Source organism: Brevibacillus sp. BD137, assembly GCF_041644655.1.
In the GTDB taxonomy this organism is placed as follows: Bacteria; Bacillota; Bacilli; order Brevibacillales; family Brevibacillaceae; genus Brevibacillus; species Brevibacillus brevis_D.
In genome coordinates this window covers 75,059-92,293 of the sequence record NZ_JAOTNO010000010.1, presented here as the reverse complement: position 1 = coordinate 92,293, position 17,235 = coordinate 75,059, and the positions used below count along the sequence as shown (strand labels likewise).

The 17,235-nt window shown below is 45.5% G+C and carries 16 protein-coding genes; 6 read left to right on the top strand and 10 right to left on the bottom strand.

Annotation, left to right across the window (positions count from 1 at the left end; translation table 11 throughout):
* Positions 1-59: 59 nt before the first annotated feature.
* The 3 genes from ODZ53_RS20465 to ODZ53_RS20455 form a co-directional block, all read right to left on the bottom strand.
* A complete protein-coding gene (locus tag ODZ53_RS20465; RefSeq protein WP_372679579.1) occupies positions 60-545 on the bottom strand; it encodes a tetratricopeptide repeat protein in 486 nt (161 codons plus the stop codon).
* A gap of 79 nt (positions 546-624) precedes the next feature.
* A complete protein-coding gene (locus tag ODZ53_RS20460) occupies positions 625-1,863 on the bottom strand; it encodes a PqqD family protein (RefSeq protein ID WP_372679577.1) in 1,239 nt (412 codons plus the stop codon).
* 36 nt (positions 1,864-1,899) lie between these two features.
* Positions 1,900-3,054: a HesA/MoeB/ThiF family protein gene (locus ODZ53_RS20455; RefSeq protein WP_372679575.1), complete on the bottom strand. Its 1,155-nt coding sequence runs from the start codon at positions 3,052-3,054 to the stop codon at positions 1,900-1,902.
* Between the two features lie 500 nt (positions 3,055-3,554).
* Here ODZ53_RS20455 and ODZ53_RS20450 point away from each other — a divergent pair, with 500 nt between their 5' ends.
* Together ODZ53_RS20450 and ODZ53_RS20445 are read left to right on the top strand one after the other, a co-directional pair.
* Positions 3,555-4,112: an RNA polymerase sigma factor gene (locus ODZ53_RS20450; protein ID WP_372679573.1), complete on the top strand. Its 558-nt coding sequence runs from the start codon at positions 3,555-3,557 to the stop codon at positions 4,110-4,112.
* Positions 4,109-5,809 (top strand): DUF4179 domain-containing protein, encoded by a 1,701-nt coding sequence (locus tag ODZ53_RS20445; protein WP_372679571.1) that lies wholly within the window; start codon positions 4,109-4,111, stop codon positions 5,807-5,809. Before ODZ53_RS20450 ends, ODZ53_RS20445 begins: the two co-directional genes overlap by 4 nt.
* A gap of 51 nt (positions 5,810-5,860) precedes the next feature.
* On the opposite strand, the gene pcrB is transcribed toward ODZ53_RS20445, so the two are convergent.
* From pcrB to ODZ53_RS20430, 3 genes are all read right to left on the bottom strand, one after another.
* Positions 5,861-6,556, bottom strand: a complete 696-nt coding sequence (pcrB, locus tag ODZ53_RS20440) for a heptaprenylglyceryl phosphate synthase (protein WP_372679569.1) — start codon at positions 6,554-6,556, stop codon at positions 5,861-5,863.
* A 17-nt stretch (positions 6,557-6,573) separates the two neighbouring features.
* Positions 6,574-6,864 (bottom strand): YerC/YecD family TrpR-related protein, encoded by a 291-nt coding sequence (locus tag ODZ53_RS20435; RefSeq protein WP_007717484.1) that lies wholly within the window; start codon positions 6,862-6,864, stop codon positions 6,574-6,576.
* Between the two features lie 118 nt (positions 6,865-6,982).
* Positions 6,983-8,038, bottom strand: coding sequence for a DUF3048 domain-containing protein (locus tag ODZ53_RS20430; RefSeq protein WP_372679566.1), 1,056 nt, complete (start codon positions 8,036-8,038; stop codon positions 6,983-6,985).
* A gap of 179 nt (positions 8,039-8,217) precedes the next feature.
* On the opposite strand from ODZ53_RS20430, the gene ODZ53_RS20425 reads away from it, so the two are divergent.
* Positions 8,218-8,919: a response regulator transcription factor gene (locus ODZ53_RS20425; RefSeq protein ID WP_012684409.1), complete on the top strand. Its 702-nt coding sequence runs from the start codon at positions 8,218-8,220 to the stop codon at positions 8,917-8,919.
* Complete coding sequence (locus ODZ53_RS20420) at positions 8,916-10,331, top strand: HAMP domain-containing sensor histidine kinase (protein WP_372679564.1); 1,416 nt, start codon at positions 8,916-8,918, stop codon at positions 10,329-10,331. Before ODZ53_RS20425 ends, ODZ53_RS20420 begins: the two co-directional genes overlap by 4 nt.
* Before the next feature lie 120 nt (positions 10,332-10,451).
* Here the strand turns inward: ODZ53_RS20420 and ODZ53_RS20415 are convergent, their stop codons facing one another.
* Both ODZ53_RS20415 and ODZ53_RS20410 read right to left on the bottom strand, forming a co-directional pair.
* Positions 10,452-11,054: a hypothetical protein gene (locus ODZ53_RS20415; protein ID WP_372679562.1), complete on the bottom strand. Its 603-nt coding sequence runs from the start codon at positions 11,052-11,054 to the stop codon at positions 10,452-10,454.
* Positions 11,054-11,674: a hypothetical protein gene (locus tag ODZ53_RS20410; protein WP_372679560.1), complete on the bottom strand. Its 621-nt coding sequence runs from the start codon at positions 11,672-11,674 to the stop codon at positions 11,054-11,056. The genes ODZ53_RS20415 and ODZ53_RS20410 overlap by 1 nt, the downstream gene beginning before the upstream one ends.
* A gap of 464 nt (positions 11,675-12,138) precedes the next feature.
* On the opposite strand from ODZ53_RS20410, the gene ODZ53_RS20405 reads away from it, so the two are divergent.
* On the top strand, positions 12,139-13,407 hold the full coding sequence (locus ODZ53_RS20405) for a helix-turn-helix domain-containing protein (protein ID WP_372679558.1): 1,269 nt from the start codon (positions 12,139-12,141) through the stop codon (positions 13,405-13,407).
* Positions 13,408-13,666: 259 nt separating this feature from the next.
* Here the strand turns inward: ODZ53_RS20405 and ODZ53_RS20400 are convergent, their stop codons facing one another.
* Complete coding sequence (locus ODZ53_RS20400) at positions 13,667-14,461, bottom strand: GNAT family N-acetyltransferase (protein WP_343206980.1); 795 nt, start codon at positions 14,459-14,461, stop codon at positions 13,667-13,669.
* 111 nt (positions 14,462-14,572) lie between these two features.
* Here ODZ53_RS20400 and ODZ53_RS20395 point away from each other — a divergent pair, with 111 nt between their 5' ends.
* Complete coding sequence (locus ODZ53_RS20395; protein ID WP_372679556.1) at positions 14,573-16,072, top strand: IMP dehydrogenase; 1,500 nt, start codon at positions 14,573-14,575, stop codon at positions 16,070-16,072.
* Positions 16,073-16,118: 46 nt separating this feature from the next.
* Here the strand turns inward: ODZ53_RS20395 and ODZ53_RS20390 are convergent, their stop codons facing one another.
* The gene (locus ODZ53_RS20390) at positions 16,119-17,210 is read right to left on the bottom strand and encodes a GerAB/ArcD/ProY family transporter (protein ID WP_372679554.1); all 1,092 of its coding nucleotides are present in this window, start codon (positions 17,208-17,210) and stop codon (positions 16,119-16,121) included.
* Positions 17,211-17,235: the final 25 nt, after the last annotated feature.

Genomic DNA, 17,235 nt, shown 5'->3' with positions numbered 1-17,235 from the left:
GCTGTTGTACTTGTACAACGGGAGGCGATTGTTTTCCTGCAAATGGAATTCGTATGACGCTACCAAGTCTTATTCAGATCATCTGCATAGAACAGAATCGCTTTTTGATAGGCCAAAATCATAGGATCGCTTGAGGTTTCTGCGAGGTTTTTCAGGAGGAGATTCATGGCTTCGTGATGCTTCCCGAGATTGTAATACGCCATGGAAAGAAAAATCGGAAAGGAACGGTCGCTGGGGAACTGTTGCATCCCCATCGCGAGCGTAGCTGCTGCCTGCTCGTATTGTCCCAGCGTGCGATACGTACTGCCCAGACCGAGTAATGCCCCTTGCAGGTCGTCTTCGACAGACAGTCCGAGCTCAATCGCTTTTTCGTAAAAGGGAACAGCTTCCCTCTCCAATCCGGCTGCGTCGTGGCACCAAGCACACTGATAATGGGCGACAGGATCAGTCGGAGATTGAATGACGAGCTGAAGGGCAAGCTGGATCGCTTCGTCCAGATGCCCTTCTTTTCGCAGATGAATGATTTTTTGGATCATCGGGTTCATGTGAGCACTTCCTTTGCCTGGGTATCTCTCTTCCCCCTAGCGTAACAGGGCAGCTTGGCAAGGTGAAGACACAAATTAGTTATGTGCCTTGCAAGGATTTTGTCCGCTCTCTTTCGCTTCTCCGTTGTCGATAGGCTCTCATCCACGACCAGCCCAAAATGAGAAACGGAACTAGCACCAACAGGATCAACAAGATGCCGTCCCAAAACTCCCACGAGTGAAGCGGAGCGTTTTTCATGTCGTCAGCGATGATCCAGATGAAATCAAACGCCATGCGCAGCTGATACTGGACAAAGAACCAAATTCCCCAAACTGATCCAATCAAATAGACCCAGCTATACCAGCGGATGACTCTCTTCTCATGGTCAGCTACGTACTCCCATTCCTCCTGCTCCTCCTGCGTCAAAGAACGGAATTTCCCTTTCAAAAACATACGTGTATTCACCATCAGATTGGAGCATTGGAACTTGGTTGCCAACACGTAGTACAAGTCAGTCTGCATGAAAACCATGAACTGAAAGGCCAAAGCCATGAGAAGAATGACATTCAGCATGCGAATGAATGCTTCCATGAAGGGCAAAAGCGTCAGCCAGCCTTGATCATTGGCAAACAACAAAATCACACCGATACCCATAAACATCGCATCCCAGGACATTCCAGCCAAAAACGCCCTGTATCTGCGCTGTGGCTCAACAAGAACAATATTGGACATATTCGTCTCTGCTACGGCAAAAACAAGTCGATGCCCCAGACCGATACGACTACCGATCCCCAATGAGCGGGCCGCCATCAAGTGGGCCATCTCATGGAAAAACAGAAAAACCCAAGTGGCCACGAATGAAACTACTACCGAAACCGTCACGGAAGAAGAAACAAAAATATCGGAATAGACCGGGATATACTTGCCCGTAAACAAACAAATGAAAAAACCCGTGAAAAAGAAGATACCGTATAATCCAAAGGCAACACGGTTAAAGAAAAACTGCCCCGTACTCTGCTTGATCCAAGAGAAATGATCTACAACCGGCACTGGCTCGTTGACAACTTCTCCATCTACCATGTGGACAAATTGATAGGAAGCAATTAAATCCTGCGCAAAGTCAAGCACATCTACCGGTTCGCCCAACTGTTCTTCCATGATCGTCGCGACTTCATGAATGCTCTTCCCTTCATCCAGCATATCGATAATCTCGACACCAATGGCCGGAAGCACAATGAAATTGCTGATATCCGTTCGTCCAATGAGGATCTCTTCCTCGTTTTCCGCCCGACGCGCAAGCGGGTGCATCTTGAGAATGCTATCTCCCGAGATATTCACTTGTCAAACACCTTCCTCTCTTACAGGAACGATTCCTTACTTTGCGAGCACTTCATTTCTCTTGATATGAAAAATCGGTTCCGTTCCGCTGCCTCTTCCGCAAGTCGGGCATTCGGCTTCATTTCGTTCCCACTCAAAAAACACGCTCTTTTCCAACGCGTTGAAATCGAAAATGATAAATTTGCCCGCCGATTGTACAGGAGCAATTCCAGTCAAATACCTGATTGCATCGGAAGCCATCATTCCTGTAATCATCATGGTGTTGGGTGCAATGGTGGCAGTAGGTAGAATAAAGTTGGTATCGAGCAGCCTTTGGATCAACTGCGGATAATCCTCGATCTGTGTAGAACGATGCAAATGCATGCAGTCGATACAGCCCGTCTTGCCCGGTTCTACCATGAAGAACTGTCCTTCGATGAGGTTGAATCCCCCGGCAATGAACGGGATTTGCAGTTTGGTGCAGGCATGATTCACCCATCTCTGCAAAAAGAAAAAGGGCTGATCGGCTGCGAGCATCACGAGGTCACTTCCCGCAATAACCCGCTCCACGTCTTCGCTGGACTTGATTTGCATCGTCTCCGTTTCAATCAATACCTCAGAATGAAGCCTTCCGATGAAATCACGTGCCGCTTCTACCTTCAGGCGACCAATATCTTTTTCATTAAAGACCATCTGCCTGTTTAAATTGCTAAGCTCTACTCTATCAAAATCCACGAGCTTGATATGCTGAATACCCGCTCCTACCAGATTGACCAGTAGCGTAGAGCCAAAGGCACCCATCCCTAAGATCGTCACTTTTTTTCTACTTACCTGTTCCTGTAGCTCGCTTGGACTTTGATTGAGATCGGTAAACAAGGAGAAGTAGCGAATATTCGCTTTATATCTTTCCTTTTGTTCCGAAGTCAAAACGGAAGCCTCTTCCTTCGCCTGATCCATCAGGAAACCAAGACCACTCAGTGATTCCACTGCTTCCACTATTTCTTCATACGTAATTTCGGGGTAATCGACAACCAATAATGTATGTATTTCACCGACAGTACGAGTACCATCCATCAGTTTGATCATCTTGCGAATGGACCCATTCTCGTCTTCCAATTCGAATGTATAGCCAGGAGCCTCTCCCAAGCGGAGCATCTGCTCTGTCACTTCATAGACGGGATGCACTGGTTTAAATAAAGGACGACGTTCCATACAAAACACCTCCCAATAGTAGGTTCGCTAACCCGGCTCATTTTAGATGAAAAAAGGGAATAGCTCGTGTGCTATTCCCCCTCTTCTTAAGAGAATTAAGCTGCTACTGCAGTAGTGCGAACGCTTTCAACTTTTTTCGCTTGGATTTTCATGGATAGTTCCTCCTCTCTTTGATTTAAAAATAAAGACAAGTTGATTATATTTCATAAATTTACAGAAATCTACAAATATTAGCAAAGTTTTATATATTTTGGTAATATTCGACTATTTATTTCGTATGCAATAGTATTTTCCTTCCATTTTCTATTAAAAATTTCAAAATTCCTTCTTTTAGGAAAAAACTTTTGATTCTCTTTGGAAAATACCCCTTATTTTGGGACGCTTTCCTTTTGGAATTCGTAGTATTAGGATGTAACGGGAAAATTTCACTAAGATCACTTTTGTTTGATCAAAAAAGGAAAAGCTGCGCAGCGAGCCTTTTTTGCTTAGGGGGAGCACAAATGGAGGAAGATCGAGTGATCATCGGGCGGGTCTTGCAAGGGAACAAAGACGCCTACTCCGAGATCATTGCCAGATACCACGGAAAAGTAAGTTCCATTCTTCGTAAAATGCTGGGACATACACCGGATGTACAGGATATCGTGCAGGAAATTTTCATCAAGACGTATTACCATTTACCAGAATATAAAACAAACTACGATTTTTCTGCATGGTTGTACCGGATCGCGGCCAACCACTGTCTGGACGAGCTGCGTAAGCGCAAGCGGAAGCTGCAACTCACCGCCAGCGAAGAGATAGAACCAGTGGATAGCCATACGCCGGAGGTTGCCTTTCTGAATAAGGAGGGGCAGCGCTTGTTGCGTCAAAGGATGATGTCCGTCGAAGAAAAGTATCGGATCGTCCTCGAATTGCGCTACTTCGAATCTTTGAGTTGTGAGGAAATCAGTCATCGACTGTCGATCCCGTCGAGTACTGTGCGGACGCGCCTGTCTCGTGGAAAAGACAAGCTGAGGGAAGCAATCGGGCATGCAGGGCAAGGGGGGGACTTTCATCTATGAAATGCTTAGATAAAGGACAAATTGCTTTGTATTTGTACGACCTTCTTGAGCCAGAGGAAGCTGAGGTCATGGCCGCCCATTTGGAAGAATGCAGTCATTGCCAGCGTAGATTGAAACAGGAGCTGGACGAGCTGGAAGACCCAGAAGAATCACTGGCGACAGACGAACCGTCCGAAGCAGTCATTCATGGCATCATGGCGAATCTTCCCCCTTACCCTATACACGTGCTGAAACGATCAGAGAGACAAAAATTACAAAGAAAAACCAATTGGAAAAAAAGGAGTCTGGATATCGTGAAAAAAGCAACGATCGCCGTCGCAGGAATAGCAGCAGTCGTCTATTTTGGCACACTCACCTCCCCTTCTTTTGCAACGTATGTACATGGATTGTATGCATCTACCATCAAGCCTCAGCTGAAGCAAACGCAAGAGAGTAGCCTTTTTGAAACACTGGCCTCCACAAATCTCCTCATCCAACGTGGCCTTCAAGAAGGCTATAACCAGAAAGTTGATCTGAAAGCTGTCGATAACGGAATGACCCTTGAAGTAAAAGAAGTCATGGCGGACTCAAGGGATGTCAGAATTCTTTTTACCATCAAGGATCAGAATGGAAAACCAATTGAGGATCTGTTCTCGCGTGTTTTGCAGGACGATGTTACATCCTATGAATTGAAAATAACAGATAAGGATGGTAAGACGTTTACAAACTATGATCAGGAATTTCAAATCGGGCATAAGGATTTGACGTCAGTAAAAGGACAGAGCGAGCTCATTATGCTCAGTCGTCCCATCCAAACCTATTTTAGTGATACGAGCGAAATTCCAGATGAATTGAACATCGATCTTGTGATCAAGGACGTCGAAGGTATTGACGGGAAATGGAAGGTCACCTTTCCGGTTGACATTTCCAAAGCGAAAAAAGACACAAGAATTGTTCCCATCCATAAACAATACACCGCTCCGAATGGCGAATTGATTGATCTGAAACAAGTCATGGTGACACCAGGCCAGATGGAACTCGTCATCGAGAACACCTTGGCAGAGTATACCTCTCAGGATCTTACCTATGAAATTGTGGATGATACGGGAGCGGTGCTTGCGAAATGGAGCGAAATGGACAGAGGGAACAAGGAGAGGTACCCACAGCCATATTACAAAAATGTAGCCAGAAACTACTTTGCCCGTGTTGTCGATGACACATCCACAGGCAAAAAAGTTAACTTTCTCACATTTCACTCCTTGCCAACAGATAAAGACCTGACCTTTAGAGTGGGAGCGACCTATCAAACCACTTCCGCAGACTTTGAGCAAAAGCTGTCCATTGATGCTCTGAAAGACAAGCCTGTCACGACTGAGTATGATGGTAACGTGTTCACCTTCTCGAATTTTACGGTAAAAGAAGAAACGATTAGGAACGGGAAGAGAATGAGTGCAACCATGCAATTGGATGCAACCTTGGCACCAGGTGTTGCGGACGTAGATAAATTTGCAGCAGTTGATGAAAATGGCAATAAATACACCGGCTATTTCAAAGGCTCACTAACAAGAGATGCAAAAGGCAATATTGTCTTGAGCGGTCCACTCGATTTGGTGAAAGATTTGAAAGCCATCCCGAAAGAACTGACGATTTCCATTAAAGAGCAATTGAAAGAAAACAAAGATGTCGACTGGAGCGTAACCCTTCCCTTGAAAAACTAAAGCAGACATGAAAAACCACCTCGCCCAATCATAAGTTGGGGAGGTGGTTTTTTAGTTGCTTGTTCCCTTAACGGCCTTCACAGTAGCCAATGCAGCAGCGAGATCATCATAAATGACATTCCCTACAACAACCGTATCTGCAATCGCAGCCATCTCTGCCGCTTGCTCCGGGTTACGAATCCCGCCGCCATAAAAGAGGTGGGCTTCGCCCGCGCCTGCCTTGGCAGCTTTTACGATTGTCGGATCGCCGTATGTACCGCTGTACTCCATGTAGACAATCGGCAAACGACAAATGTTCGTCGCTACCTGCGCGTACGCTTTGGCCTGCGTGGCATCCGCAATCGGACGTGCTTTTGTCAGCTGTGCTACGCCCGCTTGTGGATTGGCGATGATATATCCTTCTGTAATGATCTCATCCCAATGAATATAAGCACCAAACGCTTGAAGCCCCGATACATGGGGAGCAAAAATCCAGTCTGGATCGCCAGCGTTCAATACGAGCGGGATCAAATACGAATCAAATCCCGGCACAACTGCATCCAGCGAGGAAATCTCCAGGACAGCCGGTACTGCGTAACGACGCAATCGCGACATCAATTCAAGTGTATTGTCATAGGTCACACCGTACGTGCCGCCCACAATGATCGCATCTGTTCCGGACTCGCAAATCGCCTCCAAGGCCTCGTCATCGATTGTTTTATCCGGGTCTAGTTTAAATGTATGGCGCCAGCCACGATAGTCAATCAACGTTGCCTGCCTCCTAGCTATTTTCCGATCCGCTCAAGTGCCATCTGGTACCCGTCATTTCCATAGTTCAAACAGCGTTTGACGCGGGAAATCGTCGCCGTACTTGCCCCGGTCTCTGCTTCAATCTGATTGTAAGTAAAGCCTTTGCGGAGCATTCTCGCCACTTCTAGGCGCTGTGCGAGTGACTGCATTTCGTTCACTGTGCACAGATCGTCAAAAAATTGATAGCACTCTTCCATCGTTTCCAGGGAAAGAACAGCTTCAAACAGCTGTTCGAGTCCTTTTCCTTTTAATTTTTCCAATTGCATGTCTGTCACCTCTGTTATATATACGTCTATCGAGCGATTTCTCACTGTACAATTTTTAAGCACTAAAGCTTCACCAATTATCTTAGAAGAAACCGCCTTCATCCGCAACCCCTAATCCTTACTGGAACTTGAGGGACTTTGACAGACCCGGTGAGTTCGGCAATATGGAAATCCAAGTATTTCCAGTAAGAAGTGGTGCTTCTTGCGTCAAAGCCGCGTCCTCATAGGCACGGATGACACCATTGCTGCGCTTCCATTTGATCTTGCGCGCTTTTCCTTGCTGGAACAAATAACCGTCCCCCGGACCGATTACATCGACCGATAGACGCCCTTCTTTATCCAGCACGCGGTGTTTGGCAGAGATGACCAATAGATTGGTCGTGGACAACTGTTTCTTGTCGCTCAAGTCCAAATGCGGCTTGCCTGCCGTAAAGCGCATGTATTTTTTTTGCTCGGCATCATATGTAAAAGCCGCTTTATTCAATGAGTGGAACGTCAAATCTACCTGTGTAGCAGACTCGCCTTCCTTGATCTCGGTATCCTCCGGCAGGAACGTGAAGCGAGGCACCTCTGCCGTTTGACGCATGCCTTTATCCTGCATCGCTTTTTCCAAAAGCTCTGGCTTGGTGTACAGGTTATGTGGCATTTTGCGGAATTTTTCGCGCCAAAAGTATTTACCGTTCGGGATTTCATCCAGATGACTGAGGTCTTTTCGCGCTAAGGTTTCCAGCGCATCTGGACTGCCTCCCGCGTGGACGAGGACTGCATCAAAACCAGTCCCGATCTGGATAAAATAAGGGCGGATACTGCGGACAGGTCCAATTACTTCCGGCTTTTGGCTTTGGAATATCGCAAGAAAACGGGTCATTTCCCCTTCTGACAATACCTCATAAATCATGTCCGCTTTGTTGATGCCTGTTTGTGGCCGTGCTGGCGGAGCGTTGTTGATCATCACCATGATCGGGCGTTTGCTCCCCAGGTTTTCTTGACTTCCAATTCCTGTCATCGGTGCTTTATACGCATATTCGATGGGCTGATTCGTTTCCGGTGGCGTTTGCACAAGCGGATCAGGTATCTGCGGACTAGGTTGGGTGTCCACTGGCTTTTGACCGCAAGCCGTCGTTAAGAGCATGAAGGCTAGTACCATGAGAGACGATTTGACTGTTCGTTTCATATGAATCGCTCCTTTCCATCTCTCGTTGTCTTTTTTTCCCTGTTTCTTTTTCCAGAAGGATAGAGGAGAATCCTGCTTCCACACGTTTTCCACGATTCTCATACGTCCGTGCCACACATCTGGTTTTGGGCTATGCTACAATACGGATATAAAACAGATGCAAAGCGAGGCCGAAATCTATGAATACCCCCTACCTCGTCTATCTGGTGGACGATGAAACGAACCTGTTGGACTTGCTACAATCGTATTTGCAAAATGCCGGATTGCAAGTGAAAGCGTTTTCTAGCGGCAAGGACGTCTTGCCGTTACTTGATGAAGAAACACAACCACATTTGTGGATTTTGGACATCATGATGCCCGACATCGACGGCTATGAGCTTTTGCGTCTTATCCGCGAAAAGTCGAATGTCCCCATCATCTTCATCTCCGCTCGTGATCAGGATGTCGATAAAATCATCGGACTGGAACTAGGCAGCGACGACTACTTGGCGAAGCCATTTCTCCCTCGGGAACTAGTCATCCGTGCGAAAAAGCTGCTCCAGCGCACCTATGAGAAGCCTGGTGCCGCTGCTTCCTCTACCCAGACTTTCCAAGATTGGGTAACGATCGATCCTTATATCATCTCAGAAAAAGGCAGACAAGTAAAAGAAGGCGACGAGCTTATTGATTTAACCACCAAAGAATTCGAGCTCATTGTCTACCTTTTGCACAATCAAGGTCTGGCCTTGAATCGTGAGCAGATTCTAACCTCCATCTGGGGGGAAGACTACATCGGCTCAGATCGAGCTGTCGATGACTTGGTGAAGCGCATCCGCAAAAAAATGCCTAAGTTTCCATTGGAGACGGTCTATGGCTTCGGCTACCGAATGACGCGTATATGAGCAAATTCAGGCTGAAAAACCTGCCGATTTCCAGGCAAATCCTCATTTTGTTTATGATCCTGACAAGCGTCCTCGGGGTTGGCCTTGGCATCGGGTATCCACTGGCTGTCAAACAGTATCTGGTATCCAACACTTACTCGCTCTTGGAAGAAGAGTTTTACACATTATCTCAGCATATCTCCTTCAATGAGCATAATGAGCTCCTGCCTGTTCCGGCTGCTGCCCCATACTTTTTACAGCTCTTGCTCCAACGCTATGAGTACTCCTTTGATATGATTGTCTATGCCGAGAACGGTCAAGAGCTGGGCAGCCGGAGCAATAGCAATGGCCGCATTCCGTATGAGGATTCCAAGGAGCTGTTCCTAAAAGCAGCCACATACCCAAGTCAAAAGCTGCAGCATGGTTCGCTGGACCGTGGAGACGAGAGCTATTTGTTCGTCAGCAAAAAAATGGACTACCACGGCTTCCCTTACTACATGGTGCTGTTCTCCAAGGAACAGGAGCTCAACCAGATCAATTCGATTTTGACTCGTCAGTTTTTGCTCGTTTTTGGTCTGCTGCTGCTTGTAAGCTGGCTTTTGGCCGTGTGGTTTAGCGGGTATTTGAGCAGACCGCTCCGCACACTTGAAGAGCTTTGCAAAAAGATCGCTCGTCGTCAGTTCGATATCCCGCTTGCAATGGATCGCGGGGATGAGATCGGACAGCTCGCCCGCTCATTCGATATGATGAAAAACCAACTGAAGGAATACGACGAGTCGCAGCAGCATTTTGTCCAAAATATTTCCCATGAGCTCAAAACACCGATCATGGCGATTCAAGGATACACGCAAGGACTCATAGAAGGCGTCTTCCAGGGCCCTCAGGCTGAAAAAGGGCTTTCCATCATCATGGAGGAGAGCAAGCGCCTCGAAAAGGTCGTCGGGCAGCTCTTGTATATCACGAAGATCGAGTCTGTCTCGCAAATGATGCAAGTCGACCGTGTCGACCTGTCAGAGATGATGCACTTGTTAAAACAGCGGCTCTCCGTGCTCAATCCGCAAATCGAGTGGGAGTTAAATCTGGCAGACGACCTGATCGTGGAGGGAGACGGCGAGCAATTGAGCACTGCATTCGTCAATATCATGGAGAATCAACTGCGCTACGCCAACAGCCGACTTACGATCTCAGGGAGACAAGCGGGCAAAAGCGTCGTCGTCACGATTTCCAATGATGGTCCCCCCATTGAGGAAGCGCTGCTGCCGCATTTGTTCCAGCGTTTCCGCAAAGGAAAGTCGGGCAAGCATGGGCTTGGACTAGCTATTGCCCGTGCCGTCTTGGAAGCACATAAAGGGACGATTGATGCCCGCAACGATCCAGATGGACCTTGCTTTACAATGATCGTACCTATTGAGTTTAAAGGCAGATTGAACTGATAGAAGAGGACACGTGCAAGTATAAAAGTGTATGTATAATAAAAGAAACACGTCCATGAACCTGACGTGTTTCTTTTTCGAAATACAACTTTGGGAACAGGCTATCGGACTGCAATTATTTTACTGATCGTAGATTATCGTTGCAATTTCAAGACCGATAAAGGTCGAAACCGCAAGCTTTTCTTCATTTAACACTTGAAACACATAGTTCTTGGGAGAAAGAAGCGCTTGCTCCTCTTCATGCGATAGATTTTCTTTTAGCTTTAGCTGTTGTGAAATAATATAGTTGTTATCTACTCTGTTTAACACAATAGTAACTACTGACGGAGATTCAACCAATAAGTTAGCGATTGTTTTTTCCCCAAGCATATCTCCAAAAGTGAAGTAGTAAGGTTTTTCAGTACTTAACAATTTGTCAATTAAATAATCTGAGATGTTAATGGTCATTTCTAAATTGGCAATGCCATCCTTTTTTACGATCTTGAGTATGGAGTTTTTTATATGGTGTCCGCTAATTTCTTCTGAATAGTCCGTAACTGATAGGTAGGGTTTGTTTTTTATCGGGCTAGTTGGGGCATCGTTTTCAGCTGTTTTTTCTCCAATACCTGTTGGCTCTGCTTTTTTTTCTACTAAATCGGGTGGTTGGTCTGATACACAACCACTAATGAGGAGTGATACTGTCAGAAATAAACTAGATGTAATTAGTGTAAAAAAGGGTTTCATTAGAGTTTTCTTTCTTTCTTATCGCTGTATTCAATATACGAATATTTAGCATCTACATAGGACTTCTTTTTCACTTTTGAACCCGAATACGTGACAAGGTTCCCAATAGATTGTATTGCCTTTGAACCATACTCGATAGTAGTGATCGTCATAGGGGCAATATTCCAAGTCATTGTGGTGGTTTCCGTAGTCTCTGTTCCGAATGAAACCTCTGCGCTGACCCCAACTTTCCCCTCAATCAATCCCCAATTAACTTTAGCCTCATACTGTGCACTTCCCTTAAAAGTCAGGAATGTTTTCCTTGAAACACTCCTACTTAAAGCATCCGGTAATGAACCCTCGTTCCTAAATTCGAATGTCTTACCTGGGACTTTGTATCTTACGTTTCTATCTACTTCATACTCAGTTTCATCAGGAACTGCCGTTGGCTTAGGACTACCATTATTTATGGGTAACGGTTCAAAATCATACTCGACAGGCGTATTCCAAGTTATTTCTTTAATTTTCACATTTCTTACTTGCTCGTATTTAACAGTTGGCGCTTCCGCAAACGCAGAACTTCCCCCAGAGACCAGTAGACTACCAGCCAAAAATAATGTAATAAATTTTTTGGTTAACATTAAATTTACCTCCTATATTTTTTTACATTTTTTCAAACTACAATCCTCATTTACTTAAAGTCAATTATAAAAATCCATTCAATTCTGAACACATTTGAACTTACACCCTCTGCTTATTTCTCAAAATCAATTGCGTCCTCGGTACTCTCAGTTACATGTTCTGAGATCTCAGCGATTTTCTCTGCACTTTCAGCGAACGCAGGTGTCGATACTACTAATACGGGAGCTAGTAACAATAAGAACGTGACAAAAGGAACTAACACTCATTTGAATCTTTTCATAGCCTTTCACTCCTTATTATATTGATAGGAATAACTATATCACATTTTCCAATATTAACCTTATTTCGGTTTTTCTAGAAAATATATTCCAATTAGAAAAAATGGTTAAATATGTAACTTTCAGTCAAAACCACATGCTATAGTATCCATAAAAAGAAATTTACTGAGGGGGGATATGTAGTTGTGTTAGAAGTCAAAACATTTGGCAACGTACTAAAAACTTATCGAGAAAGAGCTAATCTAACATTGGCTGAATTGTCAAACAAGACAGAGATATCGACCGCTACAATTAGTAAAATCGAAACAGATTCTCTCACTCGTCCAAACATGCGTAATGTTATCGAGTTAGCGAAAGAATTAAAGATACCTTTATTTCAGGCAATTACACCGTATTTAGATAAGATCAAGCGTATAGAAACTCTTGAATTTTTATTAGAAGTTGTACTAGAACAGGGGAATACCAGCCTTATACAAAAAGTTGCGCTGCGACTACTTGAATGCCCTAAAAATAATACATTTTTGTCACTGGATTACCTATACCAACTGGCTGGCAACATGGAAAAGGGAGAATTGCGCGTGGCGATCTACGATATCATTTCTCACTACTCCCGTGAACATGGAATTCCTGTATATTTAGCCCGCTCTTTGTACCAAAAGTACATGATTCGCCGCGAGAATTTCAAAGAATTAGATCAAACCTACATAGAGGGTAAAGAGTTACTGCATTACATGGGCTACTTACATAAGGACGAGCGTATTCTTGCTTATTACAAGTTAGGAGTACATGCATGGTGCCGAAAATTGTACGAAGAATGTATCCAGCTCTGCAAACAAGGAATAGACCAAGATCCGAGTCAGAGTGAGAGAAAAGCGGCCGCTATCCTAACAATTATCACATCGTATATGGAACTCGGAGACTATATCCTCGCGAACGTGTACCTAGACAAATACGATGAGTTCAATTTCCCTCAAGTGCGTAAAAACGCACAATATCTTCGAGCGAAACTATATGTAAAGACTGAAAAGTTCACTAAAGCGATACCCGCTCTATACGAGTGCTTGGAGCGCCAAGATCAAAATGACCGACTTCCTATCGCAAATGACCTACTGGCAATCTATTTAACGATGAATAACAAAGAAGGTATGCAGAATATTTTTTCGACAGAGTCTACGTTAATACCGGCAGCCCCTAACACTCCAAGCAAATATGAACAATTGGGCCTATATTACCGAGCTAAAGGTGTTTTTTATCTTCAACAAGACTCTGAAGAGTTGGGCGTGAACAGTCTTATAGAAAGCCTAAATTATTTTGGGAAAATCGGTGCGCTGGAAGAAGTAAATCGGAGCTTCACTACACTTCTGGAATACCACATCATAAACGGAAAGAAATTTTCTCTCGATCTACTCCAAAAATTGTCAAAAGTGTATAATGGAATCAATTTCCAATCATGAAAGGTGGGTACTCATGAAAAAATTGATTCTGTCTTTATGTGTATTTTCTGCGCTATTTGTAGTACCATTGACGGCTGAACCGTCAATGGAGCCAAAACCAACAAAACCAAGTTACTACCCTGATCCCGGCTGGTAGACAAGATAAATACGCTTATCATCAGTGGTTTCGTTTATGTTTCAAATCGGATTCTACACATACAACATGAGACTGGGGAGACAGCAAAACCAGGAGGGGACACTTGTCCTCTCTTTTTCTATTCTAAAGGAGAAATTCAATAAAAGCGAAGGAAGACACCATGCCAAAACCCAGCTTCTCATATACGTGTATCGCCGTGGGATTATCCGCAAAGACCATCAAATAAACATTTGCTGACTTCTCCAAGCCAATCCGGGAAATGTCTGAACTGATTTGCGTACCCAACCCTTTTTGCCGATGATGAACAGATGTTCCAATGTTCCCGATTTCTACGTAGGCTTCGTCATAGATATGAAAGCCTGCTACGGCCATAGGCTCTCCCCCTTCAGAAAAGAGCGCGATGTGTGGCATTTCTGCGACTTCCTCCGCCCGGAAACTAATCATGCCGAGCTCTGCCGCCATATTTTCCACGATCTTTGCTTCGGATAACTCCAGTATCCGTGATTTTCCCGCAGGTAAAAGACGCTCTGGATATTTTAATTTCATTAAATGCATAGTACGTGTGGCGAGTATATTCGGAATCTGTACGCGCGCCTGGCAAGACTCTGCTAGTGCAATCACGCCCTTTTGTCCATCAGGCAGGCTGCCATCAAGTACTTCTTTCATATAGGAGAGCATCGGTTCCACTTCGTAATTTTCCTCCCCCTCTACCACATGAAGAGAAAATGCGTGAAACGGCATCCCCTTCAAGTAAGACCCGATGGCCGTTAATTTTCCTTGGACGCTGTCCGTTACGACGACGCTCCTGTCCGTTCGCAAGTACATATTCCCGTATAAAATATACGAATCTTCTAACGAAATCTGTTCCAAAAGCTGGCGTTGTTCATGACCTGTTCGCAATTTTAGCAAAGAAATCACTCCTTCTAACAATTCCCTATTGACGTTGTCGTACTTCACAGTTAACATGGTAAAAATTTCTCTATTAAAAGAGGCAGTTCAAAAATCAATTTCACCTAGGAGGAGAGAATCGTGGCTTTTTATTACCCAGAACCATCTCGGACGTTTAATGAGTTTTTGCTGTTGCCAAATCTCACCACAAAAGAATGCACACCGAACAATGTGGACTTATCCACTCCGATTACCAAGTATAAAAAAGGTGAAAAGCCTGCCATCTCACTAAACATACCGTTCTCATCCGCAGTCATGCAAGCAGTTTCCGACCATCATATGGCGGTCGCATTGGCTAGATGTGGCGGTATTTCGTTTATTTTTGGCTCCCAGTCCATCGAGAGCCAAGCAACCATGGTTCGCAAAGCAAAAGGCTACAAGGCTGGTTTCGTCGTGAGCCGTTCCAATCTGACGCCAAGCCATACGCTGAAAGACATTTTGGAATTGAAAGAGGCGACAGGCCACTCCACCGTTGCCATTACGGAAGATGGTACGGCAAAAGGCAAGCTGCTCGGAATCGTAACCGGTCGCGATTATCGCATCAGCCGCGACTCTCAGGACAAACTCGTCAGCGACATCATGACACCATTCTCGAAGCTGATCTATGGCAAATCCGGCATCACGCTCTCCGAAGCCAACGACCTGATCTGGGAGCACAAGCTCAACTGCTTGCCAATCGTAGATGAAAATCAAAATCTCGACTTCCTCGTTTTCCGCAAGGACTACGATTCCCGCAAAAACAATCCGCTGTCCCTTTTGGACGCGAACAAGAGCTATATTGTAGGTGCCGGTATCAATACAAAGGACTACAAGGAGCGCGTTCCTGCGTTGGTGGAAGCAGGCGTTGATATCCTGGTCATCGACTCCTCCGATGGCTTCAGCGAATGGCAGCGCGAGACGGTTCAATTTGTAAAAGAAAACTTCAATGTTCCGATTGGTGCAGGTAACGTCGTCGATAAGGAAGGCTTCCGCTATCTCGTGGAATCGGGCGCAGATTTCATTAAAGTAGGGATCGGCGGCGGTTCCATCTGCATCACCCGTGAGCAAAAAGGAATCGGACGCGGTCAAGCCTCTTCCCTCATTGAAGTGGCAGCAGCTCGCGACGAGTACTTCAAGGAAACAGGCATTTACGTTCCGCTCTGCTCTGACGGCGGAATCGTACACGACTACCACGTGACACTGGCTTTGGCTATGGGTGCAGACTTTGTCATGCTGGGACGTTACTTCGCTCGCTTCGACGAAAGCCCGACCAAAAAAGTGAAGATCGGCAACAACTTCGTGAAAGAATACTGGGGAGAAGGCTCCAACCGCGCTCGCAACTGGCAACGCTATGACACTGGCGGCAAAAGCAGTCTCGTCTTTGAAGAAGGTGTAGACTCCTACGTACCATACGCAGGAAGCCTGCGCGAGAACATAGACCGTACCTTGAGCAAAATCAAATCGACCATGTGCAATTGCGGGTCGCTCTCCATCTCAGAGCTTCAGCATAAAGCGCGAATCACCGTCATCTCTGCTACCAGCTTGGTAGAAGGCGGCGCACATGACGTTATCTTGAAAGAAAGCAGCATGGCTGCTGAGTAAGACACTCGACGCGTAATCACAAGAAACCAGTCTGCAGCTCACAGGGCTAGCAAACTGGTTTTTTTCTTAAGGCCCCCACACTCAGCAAGAGAACGGGCAAGAACAAACCGTACGTCAAGGAATAAGGCATCCAAATTTCTGAAACGAAAGTATCAAAATAAGAGCGGTTAGGCATCGTCGCCAATGCCACCACAATCATGATCATCCCCAGTGGCAGTGTCAATTGGCGGTAATCACGCAACCCCATTGTATACGCGATTCCACAGCTCGTCGCATAATAGCAAATAGTAATTTTGACAAAGAGCGTGATAAACCAGATGACGGCCATCATCACTTCTATTCGCTCCAAAAAATTGCCGATACTGATTTTTTGCGCAAGTGTGTAGCTTGGGTAGGCGAGTAGTACAGTAATATCGGCGCCTAAAACCAAGATTGCCACAGAAGTAATCATCGTCAGGCAAAAATTCACGAAAAGGATGCCCCAGATATAAGCTTTGGCAGCACGCGCTGGTCTTTTTACCAAGGGAAACATCACGATCAGAATGACCGTTTCCAGCAAATAACCCACGTATCGGAAGTTCCCCCCGATAACAGGAGCGATTCCATGCGCAACCACAGGCTTCAGATTTTCTATTTTGATCTGGGGGGAGATAAATGCGATCAAGACAAAAAAAAGCAACAAAAAATACGGAAACAACAGCTCACCCACCCGAGAAAAGGCTTCTGGTCCACTGCGGACCCCCATAACGATGATCACCAAAAAAAGGACAAGAATAATTTCAATGGGGGTCTCCTGCATAATCTGCGTCGTGACAAAATCGCCAATCTCCATCAGCATGAGCGAAGCGTCGATGAAGAAGTAGGTGATGAACAAAACAGCCACCGCTTTCCCTATCCACTTTCCCAATATTTCCTCGCTGTACTGAAAGATAGACTTGTTCGGATACCGCATACTCAGCGAAACATACAGGTAGGTTAAAAGAAAGCCTTCCCCCCACCCCATGAAGGCGGAGATCCAGGCGTCCTGTTTGGCAGCGGTAGCCGTAAGGGATGGTACGTACAAAATCGCATCACCAATCCCGAAGAGCGCCACGAGTATCATGAATTGCCTTGCGCTAATATGACCGTTGTCTATCAATTCCTCTCGCTCCCCCGCCTCGCTG

Coding starts and splice junctions, on each gene's coding strand:
- ODZ53_RS20455 (WP_372679575.1), bottom strand. CDS start 3,054: ATGGAACGTCGTCCTTTATTTAAACCAGTGCATCCCGTCTATGAAGTG.
- ODZ53_RS20410 (WP_372679560.1), bottom strand. CDS start 11,674: ATGTTAACCAAAAAATTTATTACATTATTTTTGGCTGGTAGTCTACTG.
- ODZ53_RS20420 (WP_372679564.1), top strand. CDS start 8,916: ATGAGCAAATTCAGGCTGAAAAACCTGCCGATTTCCAGGCAAATCCTC.
- ODZ53_RS20445 (WP_372679571.1), top strand. CDS start 4,109: ATGAAATGCTTAGATAAAGGACAAATTGCTTTGTATTTGTACGACCTT.
- ODZ53_RS20465 (WP_372679579.1), bottom strand. CDS start 545: ATGAACCCGATGATCCAAAAAATCATTCATCTGCGAAAAGAAGGGCAT.
- ODZ53_RS20430 (WP_372679566.1), bottom strand. CDS start 8,038: ATGAAACGAACAGTCAAATCGTCTCTCATGGTACTAGCCTTCATGCTC.
- ODZ53_RS20450 (WP_372679573.1), top strand. CDS start 3,555: ATGGAGGAAGATCGAGTGATCATCGGGCGGGTCTTGCAAGGGAACAAA.
- ODZ53_RS20415 (WP_372679562.1), bottom strand. CDS start 11,054: ATGAAACCCTTTTTTACACTAATTACATCTAGTTTATTTCTGACAGTA.
- ODZ53_RS20435 (WP_007717484.1), bottom strand. CDS start 6,864: ATGCAATTGGAAAAATTAAAAGGAAAAGGACTCGAACAGCTGTTTGAA.
- ODZ53_RS20425 (WP_012684409.1), top strand. CDS start 8,218: ATGAATACCCCCTACCTCGTCTATCTGGTGGACGATGAAACGAACCTG.